Consider the following 13910-nt stretch of genomic DNA (forward strand, 5'->3'; position numbering starts at 1 on the left):
TCGGCGGGGTGCTGTTCATCGACGAGGCGTACACGCTGTCGCGGTCGGCCGGCCGACAGGATCAGGCAGTAACGAGTCGGCGTCCGATGCTTGCGGACATCAACGCGGCTGCGGCGCAGAGCCCGCCGGCCAGGTACCAGGCGAGGTTGTAGCTGCCCTGGACGTCACGGATCGCACCGGCTCCGGTTGCGGCCAGCGCGGCGCCGATCTGGTGCGACGCGAACACCCAGCCGAACACGATCGGCCCGTCCACACCGAACCACTCCCGGCACAGCGCGACCGTCGGCGGCACGGTCGCCACCCAGTCGAGACCGTAGAAAATGATGAAGACCCAGATGCTCGGCTGTGCGGTCGGACCGAGCAGCGACGGCAGCACGAGCAGCGACAGACCGCGCAGCGAGTAGTAGGCAATCAACAGGTACCGCGGGTCCCAGCGGTCCGTCAGGTAACCGGACACGATCGTGCCGCCGACGTCGAAGATGCCGACCACCGCCAGCAGCGACGCAGCGGTCGTCACCGGCATCCCGTGGTCGTGGGCCGCGGTGACGAAGTGCGTGCCGATCAGCCCGTTCGTCGACGCACCGCAGATGGCGAAGCCACCCGCAAGCATCCAGAACGCCGGCCGGTGCATCGCGGACCACAGCGCATTCAACGCCCGCATCGCGCTGCTCCCGGTCGTCTCCACCCGCTGGCCCGCGGTGCTGCCCTCCGGAGCGCCGTACGCCCGCAGTCCGACATCGCTCGGGTAGTCGCGCAGGAAGAGCAACACCAGTGGTACGACGGCCAGCGCCGTACCGGCCGCGACGAGCGCAGGGACCCGCCAGCCGTACGCGCCGGCCAAGCCCGCGATCAGGGGCAGGAAGATGAGCTGGCCGGTAGCACCCGCCGCGGTCAGGATGCCGGTGACCAGACCGCGCCGCTGGACGAACCAGCGACCGGTGATCGTCGCGACGAACGTCATGGACATCGAGCCAGTGCCGACGCCGACCAGAAGACCCCAGGTGAGCAGCAGTTGCCAGGACGAGGTCATGAAGACGGTCAGCCCGCTGCCGAGCGCGATCAGAACGAGCGCTCCGCTGACCACGCGACGCAGGCCGAGGCGGTCCATCAGAGCCGCCGCGAACGGCGAGATCAGGCCGTAGAGCAGCAGGTTGATCGACACCGCCGACGAGATCGTCGCGTGCGACCAGCCGAACTCGTCGTGCAGCGGGTCGAGCAGCACCCCCGGCACCGAGCGGAACCCGGCCGCTCCGATCAGCGTCACGAACCCGACCGCCGCGACTGCCCAGGCCAGGTGCACCCGGGCAGGCTTCTTCGTCTCCAGAATCTGCGTCACCCGCCCACTGTGCCGTCCGTGCCACCCCCGAACCAGTGGCCAGAATGCCAGCATGTGTCAAGATATGGCCATGACACCGACACGGACGCCGAAAGGGAAGCGACGACTGCACGCCGTCGGGCCGCACGTGGTCGCGGTGCTCGCGCTGGAACCGGTGGTCGGGTTCGACCTGACCATCCCGCCGACCGTGTTCGGCGCGGCGACGACGGCCGACGGCACCCCGCTGTACGACGTCCGGATCTGCGGGCTCGAGATCGCGCCGATCCGGGCCGGCGCCGGGTTCAGCCTGATCCCGGACTACGGGCCGGAGGTGCTGGCCGAGGCGGACACGGTGATCATCCCGGGTACATACATCGCCCAGCCGCGCTACGAAGGCACGCTCCCGGACGACCTGGCGCAGGCGCTGGACACCATCCGGCCGGGCACCCGGATCGCGTCGATCTGCACCGGCGCGTTCGTGCTCGGCGCGGCCGGCTACCTCGACGGGCGGCCGGCCACGACGCACTGGCGCCGGGCCGAGATGTTCCGGGACCTCTACCCGCAGGTGAAGCTCGACGAGGACCTGCTGTTCATCGACGACGGCGACATCATCACCTCGGCCGGCCTCGCCGCGGGCGTGGACCTGTGCCTGCACCTGATCCGCCGCGACTTCGGCAGCGAGGTCGCCAACCGGGCCGCACGGCACTGCGTCGTACCGCCGTGGCGCGACGGTGGGCAGTCACAATTCATCGAGCGGATCGTGCCGGACGAGGGCAGCGAGGGTACGGCGCCGACGCGAGCCTGGGCGCTCGCGCGGCTCGGCGAGGAGTTGAGCCTCACCGCGATGGCCGCGCACGCGCAGATGAGCGTCCGCACGTTCAGCCGGCGGTTCAAGGCCGAGACGGGTCAGTCCCCCGGCACGTGGCTGCTGCAGCAACGTGTCCGGCACGCGTGCCACCTGCTGGAGACCACTGATCTGTCCGTCGACCGGGTCGCCGAGTCCGCGGGTCTCGGCACCGCCGCGTCCCTGCGTCATCACCTCCGCTCCGAGCTCGGCGTCTCGCCACTCGCCTACCGCAAGACCTTCCGGGCCGGTTGACCTACAGCACCACCAGCTCGTGGGGTCGACGGTTCATCGACTGCACGCCGTCCGCCGTGACCACGACGATGTCCTCGATCCGCGCACCCCACCGCCCCGGCTGGTAGATGCCCGGCTCGACGCTGAACGCCATCCCCGGCTCGAGAATCAGCTCGTTCCACTGACGATGTACGGCTCTTCGTGCACGTCGAGCCCGATCCCATGTCCCGTCCGGTGGATGAACAGGTCACCGAACCCGGCCGCCGCGATCACGTCCCGCGCGGCCGCGTCGATCGACTCCGCGGACACCCCCGGCCGCACCGCGTCCACGGCCGCCTGCTGAGCATCCCGCAGTACGGCGTAGGTCGCGGCGACGTCCGCATCCCGCGGCTCGCCGACGGCGTACGTCCTGGTCGAGTCGGAGTAGTAGCCCTCGGCAACCGGTCCGCCGATGTCGACGACCACCACGTCGCCGGCCTCGATCACCCGGCCGGACACCCCGTGGTGCGGGCTCGCGCCGTTCGGGCCGCTGCCGACGATGACGAACTCGGCGAGCACGTGGCCCTCCTCGACGATCGCCGCCGAGATGTCCGCCCCGACCTCGGCCTCGGTCCGCCCGGGGCGCAGCCACTCGCCGACCCGCGCGTGCACGCGGTCGATCGCCGCCCCCGCCTTCCGCAGCGCGTCGATCTCGGCCGCGTCCTTGCGCATCCGCAACTCCCGCACGATCGGACCGGCGAGCACCTGCTCCGCGTCGGGCAGTGCCTCCCGCAACGCCAGCACGTGCAGCGCCGGCGTGAAGTCGCTGACCGCGACTCGTTCCGATCCACGCAGCCGGTCGGCGGCGGCGCCGTACGGGTTCTCGCCGTCCACCCAGGTGACGACCTCCACGCCGAGCTCGGCCAATGGCAGGTCGGCGAAGCCAGGCGCTTCCAGCTTCGGTACGACGAGCGCCGGCGACCCCTCGGCCGGCAGGACCAGCGTGGTCAGCCGCTCGAGCGAGCCACCGGCTTGCCCGAGCAGGTAGCGCAGATCCGAGCCGGGTGCGATCAGCAGCCCGGTCCCGGCAGCGGCCTCCCGGGCGCGCTCCAACCTGGCACGCAGTACGGCGGAATCGGGGACAGGACCTTGTGGGCTTCGACTCGACATGCAGCCGACTCTAGCCAGCGACTGCGTGCACCAACTCGATCGAGACCTGCCGAGCGGCGAGCAGATGGGCGAGCCGCTCGACCTGGCGTGCGGCCAACGCGTAGGCCTCATCGGTCCGGTGCTGCGCCGCGATGGCCGCCGCGACCTGTTCGGCTCGGCGGGACCAGGACAGTGGGCAGCCGTCGGGGCGAGTGACCTGCTCCATCAGGTCGAAGCCGGTGTCCGCCAGCAGCCCGACGAGCTCGCCCTGGGTCGGGAAGTGGTTACCCTCCGGCAGCGGCAACAGCTGCCCGCGCCGCGCGACCAGCACCAGCAGACCCAGCGATGCGCCCGGCCGCATCACCCGATGCATCTCGCCGAGCAGTGCTGCCTTGTCCTCGACTGTGCACAGCACGCCCAGACACCAACCGACATCGACCGAATGCGTCCGCAGCGGGATCCGGCCACCGTCGGCCGTCACGACCGGCAGACCGAACAGCCGCGCCGCAGCCCGGCAGGCCGGGTGCATCGGCTCGACGAGGATCGGCCGCACCCCGAACCGCTCCGCCGCCCAGGCCGCCGGACCACCCACCCCGGCGCCGACGTCCAGCAACCTGTCCCCGGGCGCGAGCTCACACGCCTCGGCCAGCCAGGCCAGCCCGGCGGGACTCGAACTGCCCCGGCAGGCGGCCGGAATGGCGTGCCCGGCGCCGAGCTGCTCGACCGCGTCGGCGGTCCACGCGGCAACGTCCCCGAACTCGGCAACCATCGCAGCTGTTGCCATGGTCAACCCCCTTGTGACCCCTACAAACAGGTGTAGCACCGATCGCTCACAACCGCACAAGCGCAGTCGCTTACCGGCCTGTGACGGAGACTGTCGGCGAGGGTTGTTAGAACTGTCCCGGCTCGATCGAGATCCGATCGGCACCCGGCGAAAGGCAGACCACGATGGCGCTCCACCACGAGTCCTTCGGCGCAGGCGTTCCCGTCCTCGCGCTGCACGGCTGGACCCCTGACCACCGGCTGATGACCGGTTGCCTGGAGCCCGTGTTCGCCGAGGTCCCCGGGTACCGTCGGCACTACCCCGACCTCCCCGGGATGGGCCAGACACCGGCCGGCGACATCGACAGTTCCGACGGCATCATGGGCGAGCTGCGCACGTTCATCGACGAGCAGATCGGCGCCGAACCGTTCCTGCTGATCGGCGAGTCGTACGGCGGGTACCTCGCGCGCGGGCTGATCGCGGAGCGGCCGGAGCAGGTCCTGGGTCTCGCCTTGATCTGCCCGATCGGCACCGCCCTCATGCACGCCGACCGGACCGTGCCCGAGCACGTCGCGCTGCGGACCGAGCCGGGTGTGGTCGAGTCGCTGGCCGAGGACGAGGACTTCACCGAGATCGCCGTCGTCCGGACCGCGGCCGCCTTGCAGGCGTACCGCTCCGACATCGCGCCCGGTCTGGCCGTCGCCGACACCGCGGCACTCGACCGGATCCAGAAGAACAGCTGGGCGCTGACGATCGCACCCGAGAGCGGTCCTGCCTACCAACGACCGACGCTGATCGTCTGCGGCAGGCAGGACTCGATCACGGGCTACGCGGACCAGTACGCGCTGCTCCCCCACTACCCGCGGGCGACGTACGCCGTACTGGATGTTGCCGGGCACAACCTTCAGCTCGAGCAACCCGCGCTGTTCGGCGCTTTGATCCGCGAGTGGTTGCACCGCGCCTCGGAGTGAATCATCAGCTCGCCTGACCGGTCGGCATGATGGTGACCTGCTGCAGGTTCACCCGCGCCGGAAACGACGCGATGAAGCCGACGGTCTCGGCGACATCCTGCGCGGTCAGCCACTCCATGGACTCCTTGGCCCCGGCCAGCCACTGAAGCGCCCCTTCGTCGGTCACGTGGTTCTGCAGCTCGGTGCCGACGATGCCCGGCTCGACCGCCGACACCCGGACGTTCTTCGGACCCAGCTCGGCGCGCAGGTGCCGCGACAGGTGGGTCACGTAGGCCTTGGTGCCCGCGTAGACGGCGAAGTTCGGGTAGATGTTCTGCGCGGCGATCGAGGAGGTGTTGATCAGGTCTGCGACGCCACGCTCAGCGGCCGCGGCCACCAGTTGCGGCGTGAACGCGGCGATCGCGTTCATCAGGCCGGTGATGTTGAGGTCGATCTGGCGCTGCCACTGTTCGGTGGCTCGTTCCGTCACCGGCGCCGGAAGCATCACGCCGGCGTTGTTGAACAGCAGATCCGCGCCACCCAGCTCGGCGGCGACCCGGTCCGCGGCCGCCTGTACCGCGGCGGCATCAGTCACGTCGACGGCCAAGGCGAGCGCCGTCCCGCCCTCCTTCTCGATGCGGGTCACCAACTCATCGAGGCGTTCGGCCCGGCGGGCCAGTACGACAACAGTCGCGCCCAGTGCCGCGAGGTGTTCGGCGGAGGCTTCGCCGATGCCACTCGATGCGCCGGTGATCACCGCGACGCGACCGGCGAGGGACCTGGTGACAGCTTGTGTGGTCATTGATGCGTACCTTCCAGAGACGACTACCGGCCGGCGATCCCGGCCACCTCTTCAGCACACCAGTCCGGAGACGCCGAAATCGGGCTCGAACAAACCCTGTCCAGGCAGGCATCCGGGAACCTGGTACCGGCAGGGCCACCCACCTGGGCCGCTTCAACCCAGCAGATCCAGCACACTGAAGAGATGGAACGCAGTACCGAGATCGCCGACTTCCTCCGCTCGCGGCGAGCCGCCATCTCGCCCGAGCAGGCCGGCCTGCCCGCGGACGGGCGTGCTCGACGAGTGCCGGGACTACGACGTGACGAGGTGGCCCGGCTCGCGGGAGTCAGCACCGAGTACTACACGCGGCTCGAGCAAGGCCGGGCCGGCAACCCGTCGCCCGAGGTCCTCGACGCACTGACGCGCGCTCTCCACCTCGACACCGTCGAGCGCGAACACCTCACCGATCTGCTCGCCAGGCCCAAGCCCGCTCGTCGTACGCCGGCTGCTCCGCAGCGGGTCCGGCCGGGCCTGTACCTGACGCTGCAGACGCTCGACCAGGTCCCCGCGTTCATCGTCGGGCGGCGCACCGACGTACTGGCGGCCAATCGGCTCGCCCGTGAGGTCCTGACCGACTTCGACGCGTTGCCGGCTCCACGCCGCAACCTGGCACGGTACTACCTGCTCGACCCGGTGGCTCGGGAGCGGGTCGGAGACTGGGAGCAGATCGCCGCCGAGACGGTCGCCATGCTCCGGCTGGAGGCCGGCCGCTGGCCGCACGACCGCCAGCTCGCCGACCTGGTCGGCGAGCTCACCCTGCGGTGTCCCGAGTTCACCGGCTGGTGGAACGACCATCGGGTCATGCGCCGGACACACGGCCGCAAGACCTACCACCACCCGGTCGCGGGTGACCTGGAGTTCTCCTACGAGGCCTTCCAGGTGCCGGGCGACGCTGAGCAAACCCTCTGCGTCTACAACGTCGAGCCCGGCTCCCCGACAGCGGCGGCCCTGCAACTCCTCACCAGCTGGACCACCACGCAACCCGCCGGCTGAACTCCCTACTCCCGCTTCGCCTGCAGGACCACAGCGACCAGGAGTACGCCGGCGCCGGTGAGGCCGAGCGGTGTCAGGTGCTCGTGGAACGCGAGTACGCCGATCAGCGCAGCCAGGAGTGGTTCGATCAGGGCGATCACGGCTGCTGTGGAGGCACGGATCGACCGGAGACCGGTGTAGAAGAGCGCGTAGGCGAGTGCGGTCGGGACCAGGCCGAAGTACGCGAGCAACGGCCAGCTCGCCGGGGCGGGGGTCAGACCGGTAGTCATTGCCAAGGGCAACAGCAGGACCGCGCCGGCGCCGAAGCCGAGGAACGAGCTGGTGATCGGGTCCTGCTGGTCGCGGTTGAGCAGGGTGTTCAGGGCATAACCGGCGGCCGACAGGAGCGAGCAGGCGATCCCCAGGATCGACACGCCGGATCCGGTCCCTCCCCCACCGGAGATCAGCAGGGCCAGACCGGCAAGCGCGAGCAGCAGCGTGACGGTGATGCGCTCGCGGGCGCCGAGCGCGATCAGGAGCGGGCCGGCGCCGAGAGCGATGACCGTGGCGACAGCGACTCCGACGCGCGGGATCGCGGCGAAGTAGCCGAGTTGGCAGACGGCCAGGCCGAGGCCGCTCAGCAGGTAGCGCAGTGGCGCGGCCGCGAACTGCTGGACGACCGGGCCGCGGCGCAGCAGGCGACAAGCCAGCGCGAGCCACAAGGCGCCGCCGAACAGCCGCCAGAACGAGATGGCTGTCGAGCCAAGACCGCTGTGCTGGAACAGCAGCGCTCCGGTGGGTCCGCCGGTACCCCAGGCGACTCCGGCCAGAGCGACGTACAAGAGACCACGCGCCGAGGACGGCGCGAGACGGTGGTGCATCAGACACTCCAGGGTGTTCGCACGAAGAGATCGGGGCGTCTGCGAACAGCCCGAGGAAGCCCAGGTCAGTCACCTGGGCACAGCGAGGTCGGCCGTCCGCTAAGCGGCGGCCGGCGGAGTGATGATGCGATGCACGGCGGTGACCCTAGCAAGCCGATCCCGGGACCGCCGAGCGGTTTTCCGCTCAACCGGCTGACGGGTCGTGGTTGCGGAGGTACTGTCGATGGATGTGGTGGCTATTGGCCGCCCTTGGGGGCGGTGGGGTCGTGCTCGCGGGTCGCTATGTGTGGGACCGGCGGGCTGCGCAGCGCGGTGATGCGGAAGAGCTCGAGGAGATCCGCAAGCTCGCCGACGAAGACGTGACGCTGCTCGGGGAGGAGCTGCGGCGGCTGGATGCCGGCGTGACCGGGCAAACGCTTGATCCCGACGGGCAGGCGGACTACCAGGTCGCCCTCGACGCGTACGAAGCCGCACAGCGCGCGGTCAGCCGGATCCGGAAGCCGGACGACATCAGCGGTGTCACCGACGCGCTGGCGACCGGGCGCTACGCGATCGTCTGCGTGCAGGCCCGGGTCCGGGGCGAGCCGGTGCCGGAACGCCGGGTGCCCTGCTTCTTCAACCCGCAGCACGGTCCGTCGACGACAGACATTGTCTGGACCCAGCCGAAGTTCGGCACCCGGACGGTCCCGGCGTGTGCGCAGGACGCCGCCCGGATCCGATCCGGCGACGAGCCCGCGGTCCGGTTCGTCATCCTCGGGAGCCGGCGGGTGCCGTACTGGGAGGCCGGCGCCGCGGTCGCGCCGTACGGCCACGGGTACTTCGGTGCCGGGGCGGGCGCGAGCTACCTCGCGCTGGCCAGCTTCGACATCACCGCCGCGTCCTGGGGCTCGACCGGCCACTACATCGCAGACCACGAAATCGGCGGTGGCTTCGAGAGCGGCTGGGCCGACGGCGCCGGAGGGGGCGGCGGCGACGGCTGAGCCCGCTGCGGCCGCGTGCGGCTACCTGCGGCTACATGCGCAGGTGTGAGCCGCCGTTGAAGTCCAGGACGGTGCCGGTGGCGAACTCGGCCTCGGGTGAGGCGAGGTAGAGGATCGCGGCCGCGACCTCCGACGGGTCCGCGACGCGTTCGAGCGGGCTCTCCATCCGCCGCCGGTCGTAGCCCTCGCCGACCAGGTGCACCGACGCCATGTCGGTCGTCGTCCATCCGGGAGCGATCGCGGTCACCGCGATCCCTTCCGGCCCGAGCGCCCGCGCCAGCGACTGGGTGAACGACACGATGCCGGCCTTCGAGGCGCCGTACGCGGGCTGGTTCGGCTCACCCCGGAACGCGCCGCGCGACGACACGTTCACGATCCGCCCACCGCGGCCCATGTGCCGGACCGCGCACCATGCGACGTTCGCCGGGCCGACCAGGTTCACCGCGAGCGTGTCGGCCCACGCCTGCTGCCACTCGGCGTACGTCGTCTCCCGGATGCGATGCGGGTGGTACACGCCGGCGTTGTTCACCAGTACGTCGATGCCGCCGAGCGCCGCCGCGGCGTCGTCGACCATCGTCTGGATGGCCGCCGAGTCGGCGAGATCCGCGGGCGCCAGCACGTGACCGGATCCCGGCAGCTCCTTCAGCACCATCGCCGCGGCCTCGGCAGACGAGCCGTAGTGCACAGCCACCCGATCCCCCGCCGCCGCGAACGCTCGCGCCGCCGCCGCACCGATGCCCCGTGAAGCTCCCGTCACCAACACCGCTCGATCCATGCCCCGATCCTTTCATCAGGGTCGTGGCTTGAAATCCCGGCGGTAGGACTTCGAGGCCCGGGCCCACTCCTTCTTGGCCTCGGCGCGGAGACGGGCGTCGGACCGCCTGGCCATGAAGGCCGCTTCGCGCTGGAGCTTCGTCCAGCTCTCGTAGCGGCGGTGCGGGAGACTGCCGTCCTCGAGCGCCGCCTGCACGGCACAGCCGGGCTCGGTGACGTGCGCACAGTCCTTGAACTTGCACTTCTCGGCCAGCGCAGTGATGTCCGGGAACGCAGCCGCCAGACCTTCGCCCGACTCCTGCAGCCCGATCCCCCGCAGCCCTGGCGTGTCGATGACGACGCCACCGCTCGGCAGCACGATCAGCTCACGCCGAACCGAGGTGTGCCGCCCTTTGCCGTCGTCACGGATCTCCTGCACGTCCAGCAACTCCACACCGGCCAGAGCGTTCACCAGCGACGACTTGCCCGCACCACTCGACCCCAGCAACGCCACCGTCGCGTCACCGTCCAGCAACGCCTGCACCGACGACATGCCCTCGCCAGTCGCCGCGCTGCACACCAGTACGTCGGCGCCCGGCGCAGCTCGCGCTACGTCGTCCGCAATGGCGTCCGCGTCGCCGACGAGGTCAGCCTTGGTCAGTACGACGACCGGCCGCGCACCGCTCTCCCACGCCAGCGCGAGGAAGCGTTCGATCCGGCCGATGTTCGGCTCCGGATGCAGCCCGACCACGATCGCGATCACGTCGACGTTGGCGGCCAGCACCTGGCCCTTCGACGTACCGCTGACTTCTGCGCGGACGATCGCCGTACGGCGTGGGCCCAGCGACTCGAGCGTGATCCGGTCGTCCGGCCAGAACCGCAGTACGGCCCAGTCCCCTGTACATGGGCCGGCCTGGGTGTCGTGGGCCATCGCGGCCAGCAGCGCACCGGACCAGGTCGCCCGGACCGGGCCGTCCTCGGTGAGCACCGTCGCGAGGCCTTTGTCGACGCGGGCGACGCGCCCCGGCACCAGGTCGTCCGGGACGGTGGTGAGGTAGTCGGCCGTGGTGCTGTCGAGCCCCAGAGCCTGAAGTGATGCGGACATGCGGCGAACCTTTCAGAGGGTCCGTGCCGCGAGGTCAGCTCAGCGGACGGACAGTACGGGAGACGTCGGCCCGGTGGGCCCGATACAAGCTCATGGCGGCCGCCTCCCTTCGAAGTCCTGGGGTCCTGGTCGAGGACCGGCTGGTGCCGTCAGCGTAGGTCGTCGGGGTCACTCTGCGCACCGGATTTTCCGACCGGCTCCGGCTTGCGCGCCGCGACCTTCCCGTCGGCTGCGGCCTGCCCTCCGGCCCGTGCTCCGGCCTCGGTCTTCCCGTCGGCCCCGGCCTCCCGGCCGGCCTCGGCCTTTGGGTCCGACTGAGCAGCCGGCGCCTTCGGCGACTCCCTCGGTACGACGGGCTCCGGTTCGTCGAGCGGGGTCAGCGTGTGCTCGTGGTGGTGCGGGTCGGGCTCGGCCTTCATCACCGGCTCGACCTCGTCCTCGGCGTCCTTGCCCGCCTTCACCTCGGTCTTGCCGGACGCGGTGCCGGACGCCTTCTCCGCCATCCGCGACTTGTGCGGCCACAGCCGGTCCACCACCGCGTTCAGCGCCGCGCCGATGAGCACCGCGATCGCAGTCATGTACAGCCACAGCAGTACGGCGATCGGCGCCGCCAGCGGACCGTAGATCGAGGTCCCGCCGACCGTGCTCTGCAGGATCCAGCGCAGCAGGAAGCTGCCCAGGATCCAGATCGACAAGGCCAGGAACGACCCCGGCAGGTCCGACACCCACGGCGTCCGGACCGGCACCGACAGGTGGTACAGGGTGTTCAGGAAGCCCGCCGACAGGATCGTGACCACCGGCCAGTACAGCTGGTTCAGGAAGTCCAGCCGGTGCGGCAGCAGCGCGTCCACCGCGTCCGGGCCGGCCAGCACCAGCGGCAGCACGATCACGCCGATGACGAGCGCGGCGCAGTACAGCGAGAAGGACAGTGCGCGGGTCCGGACGATGCCGCGCTTGCCGCCCATCCCGTACATGATCGTGATGGTGTCGACGAACACGTTCAGCGCCCGGCTGCCGGACCACAGCGCGAGCACGAAACCGATCGAGATCACGTCCGGCCGGCCGCCGCTGAGCACCTGGTCCAGGGTCGGCACGATCACGCTCTGGACCGAGTCGACGGTCAGCGCCCGCGCGGCCAGCTCGGCGATCTGCTCCTTGATCTCGTCGATCGTCTCGACCTCGAAGTACCGGCTGGCGATGTAGCCCAGACTCCCGGCCAGACCGAAGATCAGCGGCGGCAGCGACAGGATGGCGAAGAACGCCCCCTCCGCGGCCAGGCCGGTGACCCGGTAGCGCAGGCAGACGCCGACGGTCTGGCTGAGCAGCTTCCAGGTCGTCGCCGGGATCTTGCGGACCCATGCCAATGAGAGGGAGCTCCCACCAGTGGGTCCTGCCCCAGAACGTGCCATACCGCTTACCGTACTGACATGGCGGACCCTTTCGCGGTAACGAATCAGGCCCCACCACTGCGGGGGGTGAACTTCTTCACCCGGGACGCGGCCCTCGGTGACGCTCTGCGTCCGTACGGCGGCCTCGCGAACGATCCCGGGCTGCGCCGGATCGGCGAGCTGGCCGGGTCCGAGGAGGCCCTCGCGCAGGCGCTGCCGGCGAACCAGAACCCGCCGGTGCTGCGCACCCACGACCGCTACGGGCACCGCGTCGACGAGGTCGAGTTCCACCCGTCCTGGCACTGGCTGATGGAGCAGGCCGTCGGCTTCGGCCTGCAGGCGGCGCCGTGGACCAGCGACCGGCCGTCGCCGCACCTGACCCGGGCCGCCGGCTTCTACCTGTGGTCCCAGGTCGAGCCCGGTCACGGCTGCCCGATCTCGATGACGTACGCCGCCGTACCCGCGCTGAAGGCCGACGAGCAGCTCGCCAAGGCGTGGATCCCGCAGCTCGCGTCGACGCAGTACGACGTCCGCCGGCTGCCCCCGGCGGACAAGGCCGGCGTGCTCGCCGGGATGGGGATGACGGAGAAGCAGGGCGGGTCCGACGTCCGGGCGAACCTCACCACCGCGACGCCGACCGGGAGCGACGGCGAGTACCAGCTGAACGGGCACAAGTGGTTCTGCTCGGCGCCGCAGGTCGACGTCTTCCTGGTGCTGGCCCAGGCGCCGGAAGGACTGAGTTGCTTCGTGGTGCCGCGGGTGCTTGCCGATGGCAACCGGAACGCGTTTGCCCTGCAGCGGCTGAAGGACAAGCTCGGCAACCGGTCGAACGCGTCCAGCGAGGTCGAGTTCCACGGCACCGTCGGCTACCGCCTCGGCGACGAGGGCGCCGGCGTCCGCACCATCATCGAAATGGTCGCCGCCACCCGCCTCGACTGCGTCCTGGGCTCCGCCGCCCTGCAACGCCGAGCCCTCGTCGAAGCCATCTGGCACGCCCAGCACCGCTCCGCCTTCGGCAGCCTCCTGGCCGACAAGCCCGCAATGCAAAACGCCCTCGCCGACCTCGCGATCGAAAGCGAAGCCGCCACCACCTTGGCAATGCGCCTCGCGGCCGCCGTAGACGCCTCAGTCAACGGAGACGAGCAAGAGGCGGCGTTCCGGCGGATTGCTCTTCCGCTGGCGAAGTTCTGGGTCTGTAAGCGGACGTCGTTCATGGTGGCGGAGGCCTTGGAGTGCCTCGGCGGGAACGGGTTCGTCGAGGAGTCCGGGATGCCGTTGTTGTTCCGGGAGTCGCCGTTGAACTCGATCTGGGAAGGATCCGGCAACGTCAACGCGCTCGACGTACTGCGGGCGCTCCGGCGGCCGGAGTCGCTCGAGGCGTGGCTGACGGAGCTCGCCACGGTCCAGGGCGCCGACCACCGGCTCGATGCCGCGGTGAACGACGTACTGCAAGCGCTTGCTGACATCGAAGGAGCCGAAGCAGGGGCCCGCCGGCTGGCCGCCCGGATGGCGTTGTGCCTGCAGGCTTCGCTGCTGATCCGGCACTCCACACCCGACGTCGCGGACGCGTTCGTCGCGTCCCGGCTGGCCCACGACTGGGGCGGCGTCTTCGGCACGCTGCCGAGGACCACACCGTTCCAGGCGATCGTCGAGCGCACGATAGGGTGAGGCGTCGCGACTGGCGCGCTGAGGTGGAGAACCACCGGGGAGCGAAGACCGTCGGCACCGTGCGCCTGGGTGCCTTCGACCCACTGCA

12 protein-coding genes, 1 pseudogene and 1 riboswitch are annotated in these 13910 nt (G+C 70.4%); of the genes and pseudogenes, 5 read left to right on the forward strand and 8 right to left on the reverse strand.

Annotated features, from left to right (window positions below; all coding sequences use genetic code 11):
* Positions 1-61: 61 nt before the first annotated feature.
* The gene (locus ACWCOV_RS13830; protein WP_449829583.1) at positions 62-1336 is read right to left on the reverse strand and encodes an MFS transporter; all 1275 of its coding nucleotides are present in this window, start codon (positions 1334-1336) and stop codon (positions 62-64) included.
* 70 nt (positions 1337-1406) lie between these two features.
* On the opposite strand from ACWCOV_RS13830, the gene ACWCOV_RS13835 reads away from it, so the two are divergent.
* Positions 1407-2414, forward strand: a complete 1008-nt coding sequence (locus tag ACWCOV_RS13835; protein WP_449829584.1) for a GlxA family transcriptional regulator — start codon at positions 1407-1409, stop codon at positions 2412-2414.
* 1 nt (position 2415) lies between these two features.
* Here the strand turns inward: ACWCOV_RS13835 and ACWCOV_RS13840 are convergent.
* Both ACWCOV_RS13840 and ACWCOV_RS13845 read right to left on the reverse strand, forming a co-directional pair.
* Positions 2416-3653 (reverse strand): annotated as a pseudogene (locus tag ACWCOV_RS13840) (M24 family metallopeptidase).
* Positions 3553-4305 (reverse strand): class I SAM-dependent methyltransferase, encoded by a 753-nt coding sequence (locus tag ACWCOV_RS13845; RefSeq protein WP_449829585.1) that lies wholly within the window; start codon positions 4303-4305, stop codon positions 3553-3555. Before ACWCOV_RS13845 ends, ACWCOV_RS13840 begins: the two are co-directional and overlap by 101 nt.
* Before the next feature lie 164 nt (positions 4306-4469).
* On the opposite strand from ACWCOV_RS13845, the gene ACWCOV_RS13850 reads away from it, so the two are divergent.
* Positions 4470-5255 (forward strand): alpha/beta fold hydrolase, encoded by a 786-nt coding sequence (locus tag ACWCOV_RS13850; protein ID WP_449829586.1) that lies wholly within the window; start codon positions 4470-4472, stop codon positions 5253-5255.
* A gap of 4 nt (positions 5256-5259) precedes the next feature.
* On the opposite strand, the gene ACWCOV_RS13855 is transcribed toward ACWCOV_RS13850, so the two are convergent.
* A complete protein-coding gene (locus ACWCOV_RS13855; protein ID WP_449829587.1) occupies positions 5260-6036 on the reverse strand; it encodes an SDR family oxidoreductase in 777 nt (258 codons plus the stop codon).
* A gap of 183 nt (positions 6037-6219) precedes the next feature.
* Between ACWCOV_RS13855 and ACWCOV_RS13860 the strand changes: the two genes are divergently transcribed.
* Positions 6220-7068 carry a helix-turn-helix domain-containing protein gene (locus tag ACWCOV_RS13860; RefSeq protein WP_449829588.1) on the forward strand — a complete coding sequence of 283 codons (849 nt, stop codon included), beginning with the start codon at positions 6220-6222 and terminating at the stop codon, positions 7066-7068.
* Between the two features lie 5 nt (positions 7069-7073).
* On the opposite strand, the gene ACWCOV_RS13865 is transcribed toward ACWCOV_RS13860, so the two are convergent.
* Entirely contained in the window at positions 7074-7928 is an 855-nt protein-coding gene (locus ACWCOV_RS13865) for an EamA family transporter (protein WP_449829589.1), read from the reverse strand.
* A gap of 227 nt (positions 7929-8155) precedes the next feature.
* Between ACWCOV_RS13865 and ACWCOV_RS13870 the strand changes: the two genes are divergently transcribed.
* Positions 8156-8908 carry a hypothetical protein gene (locus ACWCOV_RS13870; RefSeq protein WP_449829590.1) on the forward strand — a complete coding sequence of 251 codons (753 nt, stop codon included), beginning with the start codon at positions 8156-8158 and terminating at the stop codon, positions 8906-8908.
* A 31-nt stretch (positions 8909-8939) separates the two neighbouring features.
* Here the strand turns inward: ACWCOV_RS13870 and ACWCOV_RS13875 are convergent, their stop codons facing one another.
* The 3 genes from ACWCOV_RS13875 to ACWCOV_RS13885 all read right to left on the reverse strand — a co-directional run bounded on the left by ACWCOV_RS13875 (position 8940) and on the right by ACWCOV_RS13885 (position 12175).
* Positions 8940-9683 carry an SDR family NAD(P)-dependent oxidoreductase gene (locus tag ACWCOV_RS13875; RefSeq protein WP_449829591.1) on the reverse strand — a complete coding sequence of 248 codons (744 nt, stop codon included), beginning with the start codon at positions 9681-9683 and terminating at the stop codon, positions 8940-8942.
* 15 nt (positions 9684-9698) lie between these two features.
* On the reverse strand, positions 9699-10766 hold the full coding sequence (rsgA, locus tag ACWCOV_RS13880) for a ribosome small subunit-dependent GTPase A (protein ID WP_449829592.1): 1068 nt from the start codon (positions 10764-10766) through the stop codon (positions 9699-9701).
* 149 nt (positions 10767-10915) lie between these two features.
* The gene (locus ACWCOV_RS13885; RefSeq protein WP_449829593.1) at positions 10916-12175 is read right to left on the reverse strand and encodes a YihY/virulence factor BrkB family protein; all 1260 of its coding nucleotides are present in this window, start codon (positions 12173-12175) and stop codon (positions 10916-10918) included.
* Positions 12176-12193: 18 nt separating this feature from the next.
* Here ACWCOV_RS13885 and ACWCOV_RS13890 point away from each other — a divergent pair, with 18 nt between their 5' ends.
* Positions 12194-13822 carry an acyl-CoA dehydrogenase family protein gene (locus ACWCOV_RS13890; RefSeq protein WP_449829594.1) on the forward strand — a complete coding sequence of 543 codons (1629 nt, stop codon included), beginning with the start codon at positions 12194-12196 and terminating at the stop codon, positions 13820-13822.
* A riboswitch (ZMP/ZTP riboswitch) is annotated at positions 13819-13900 on the forward strand. Its footprint overlaps the gene before it by 4 nt.
* Positions 13901-13910 lie beyond the last annotated feature (10 nt).

This window comes from Kribbella sp. NPDC002412, assembly GCF_053592935.1.

Bases quoted from the DNA above. Each gene is read 5' to 3' on its own strand.
- ACWCOV_RS13835 (WP_449829584.1), top strand. From the start codon at position 1,407: ATGACACCGACACGGACGCCGAAAGGGAAGCGACGACTGCACGCCGTC.
- ACWCOV_RS13845 (WP_449829585.1), bottom strand. From the start codon at position 4,305: ATGGCAACAGCTGCGATGGTTGCCGAGTTCGGGGACGTTGCCGCGTGG.
- ACWCOV_RS13850 (WP_449829586.1), top strand. From the start codon at position 4,470: ATGGCGCTCCACCACGAGTCCTTCGGCGCAGGCGTTCCCGTCCTCGCG.
- ACWCOV_RS13855 (WP_449829587.1), bottom strand. From the start codon at position 6,036: ATGACCACACAAGCTGTCACCAGGTCCCTCGCCGGTCGCGTCGCGGTG.
- ACWCOV_RS13860 (WP_449829588.1), top strand. From the start codon at position 6,220: ATGGAACGCAGTACCGAGATCGCCGACTTCCTCCGCTCGCGGCGAGCC.
- ACWCOV_RS13865 (WP_449829589.1), bottom strand. From the start codon at position 7,928: ATGCACCACCGTCTCGCGCCGTCCTCGGCGCGTGGTCTCTTGTACGTC.
- ACWCOV_RS13870 (WP_449829590.1), top strand. From the start codon at position 8,156: ATGTGGTGGCTATTGGCCGCCCTTGGGGGCGGTGGGGTCGTGCTCGCG.
- ACWCOV_RS13875 (WP_449829591.1), bottom strand. From the start codon at position 9,683: ATGGATCGAGCGGTGTTGGTGACGGGAGCTTCACGGGGCATCGGTGCG.
- rsgA (WP_449829592.1), bottom strand. From the start codon at position 10,766: ATGTCCGCATCACTTCAGGCTCTGGGGCTCGACAGCACCACGGCCGAC.
- ACWCOV_RS13885 (WP_449829593.1), bottom strand. From the start codon at position 12,175: ATGGCACGTTCTGGGGCAGGACCCACTGGTGGGAGCTCCCTCTCATTG.
- ACWCOV_RS13890 (WP_449829594.1), top strand. From the start codon at position 12,194: ATGGCGGACCCTTTCGCGGTAACGAATCAGGCCCCACCACTGCGGGGG.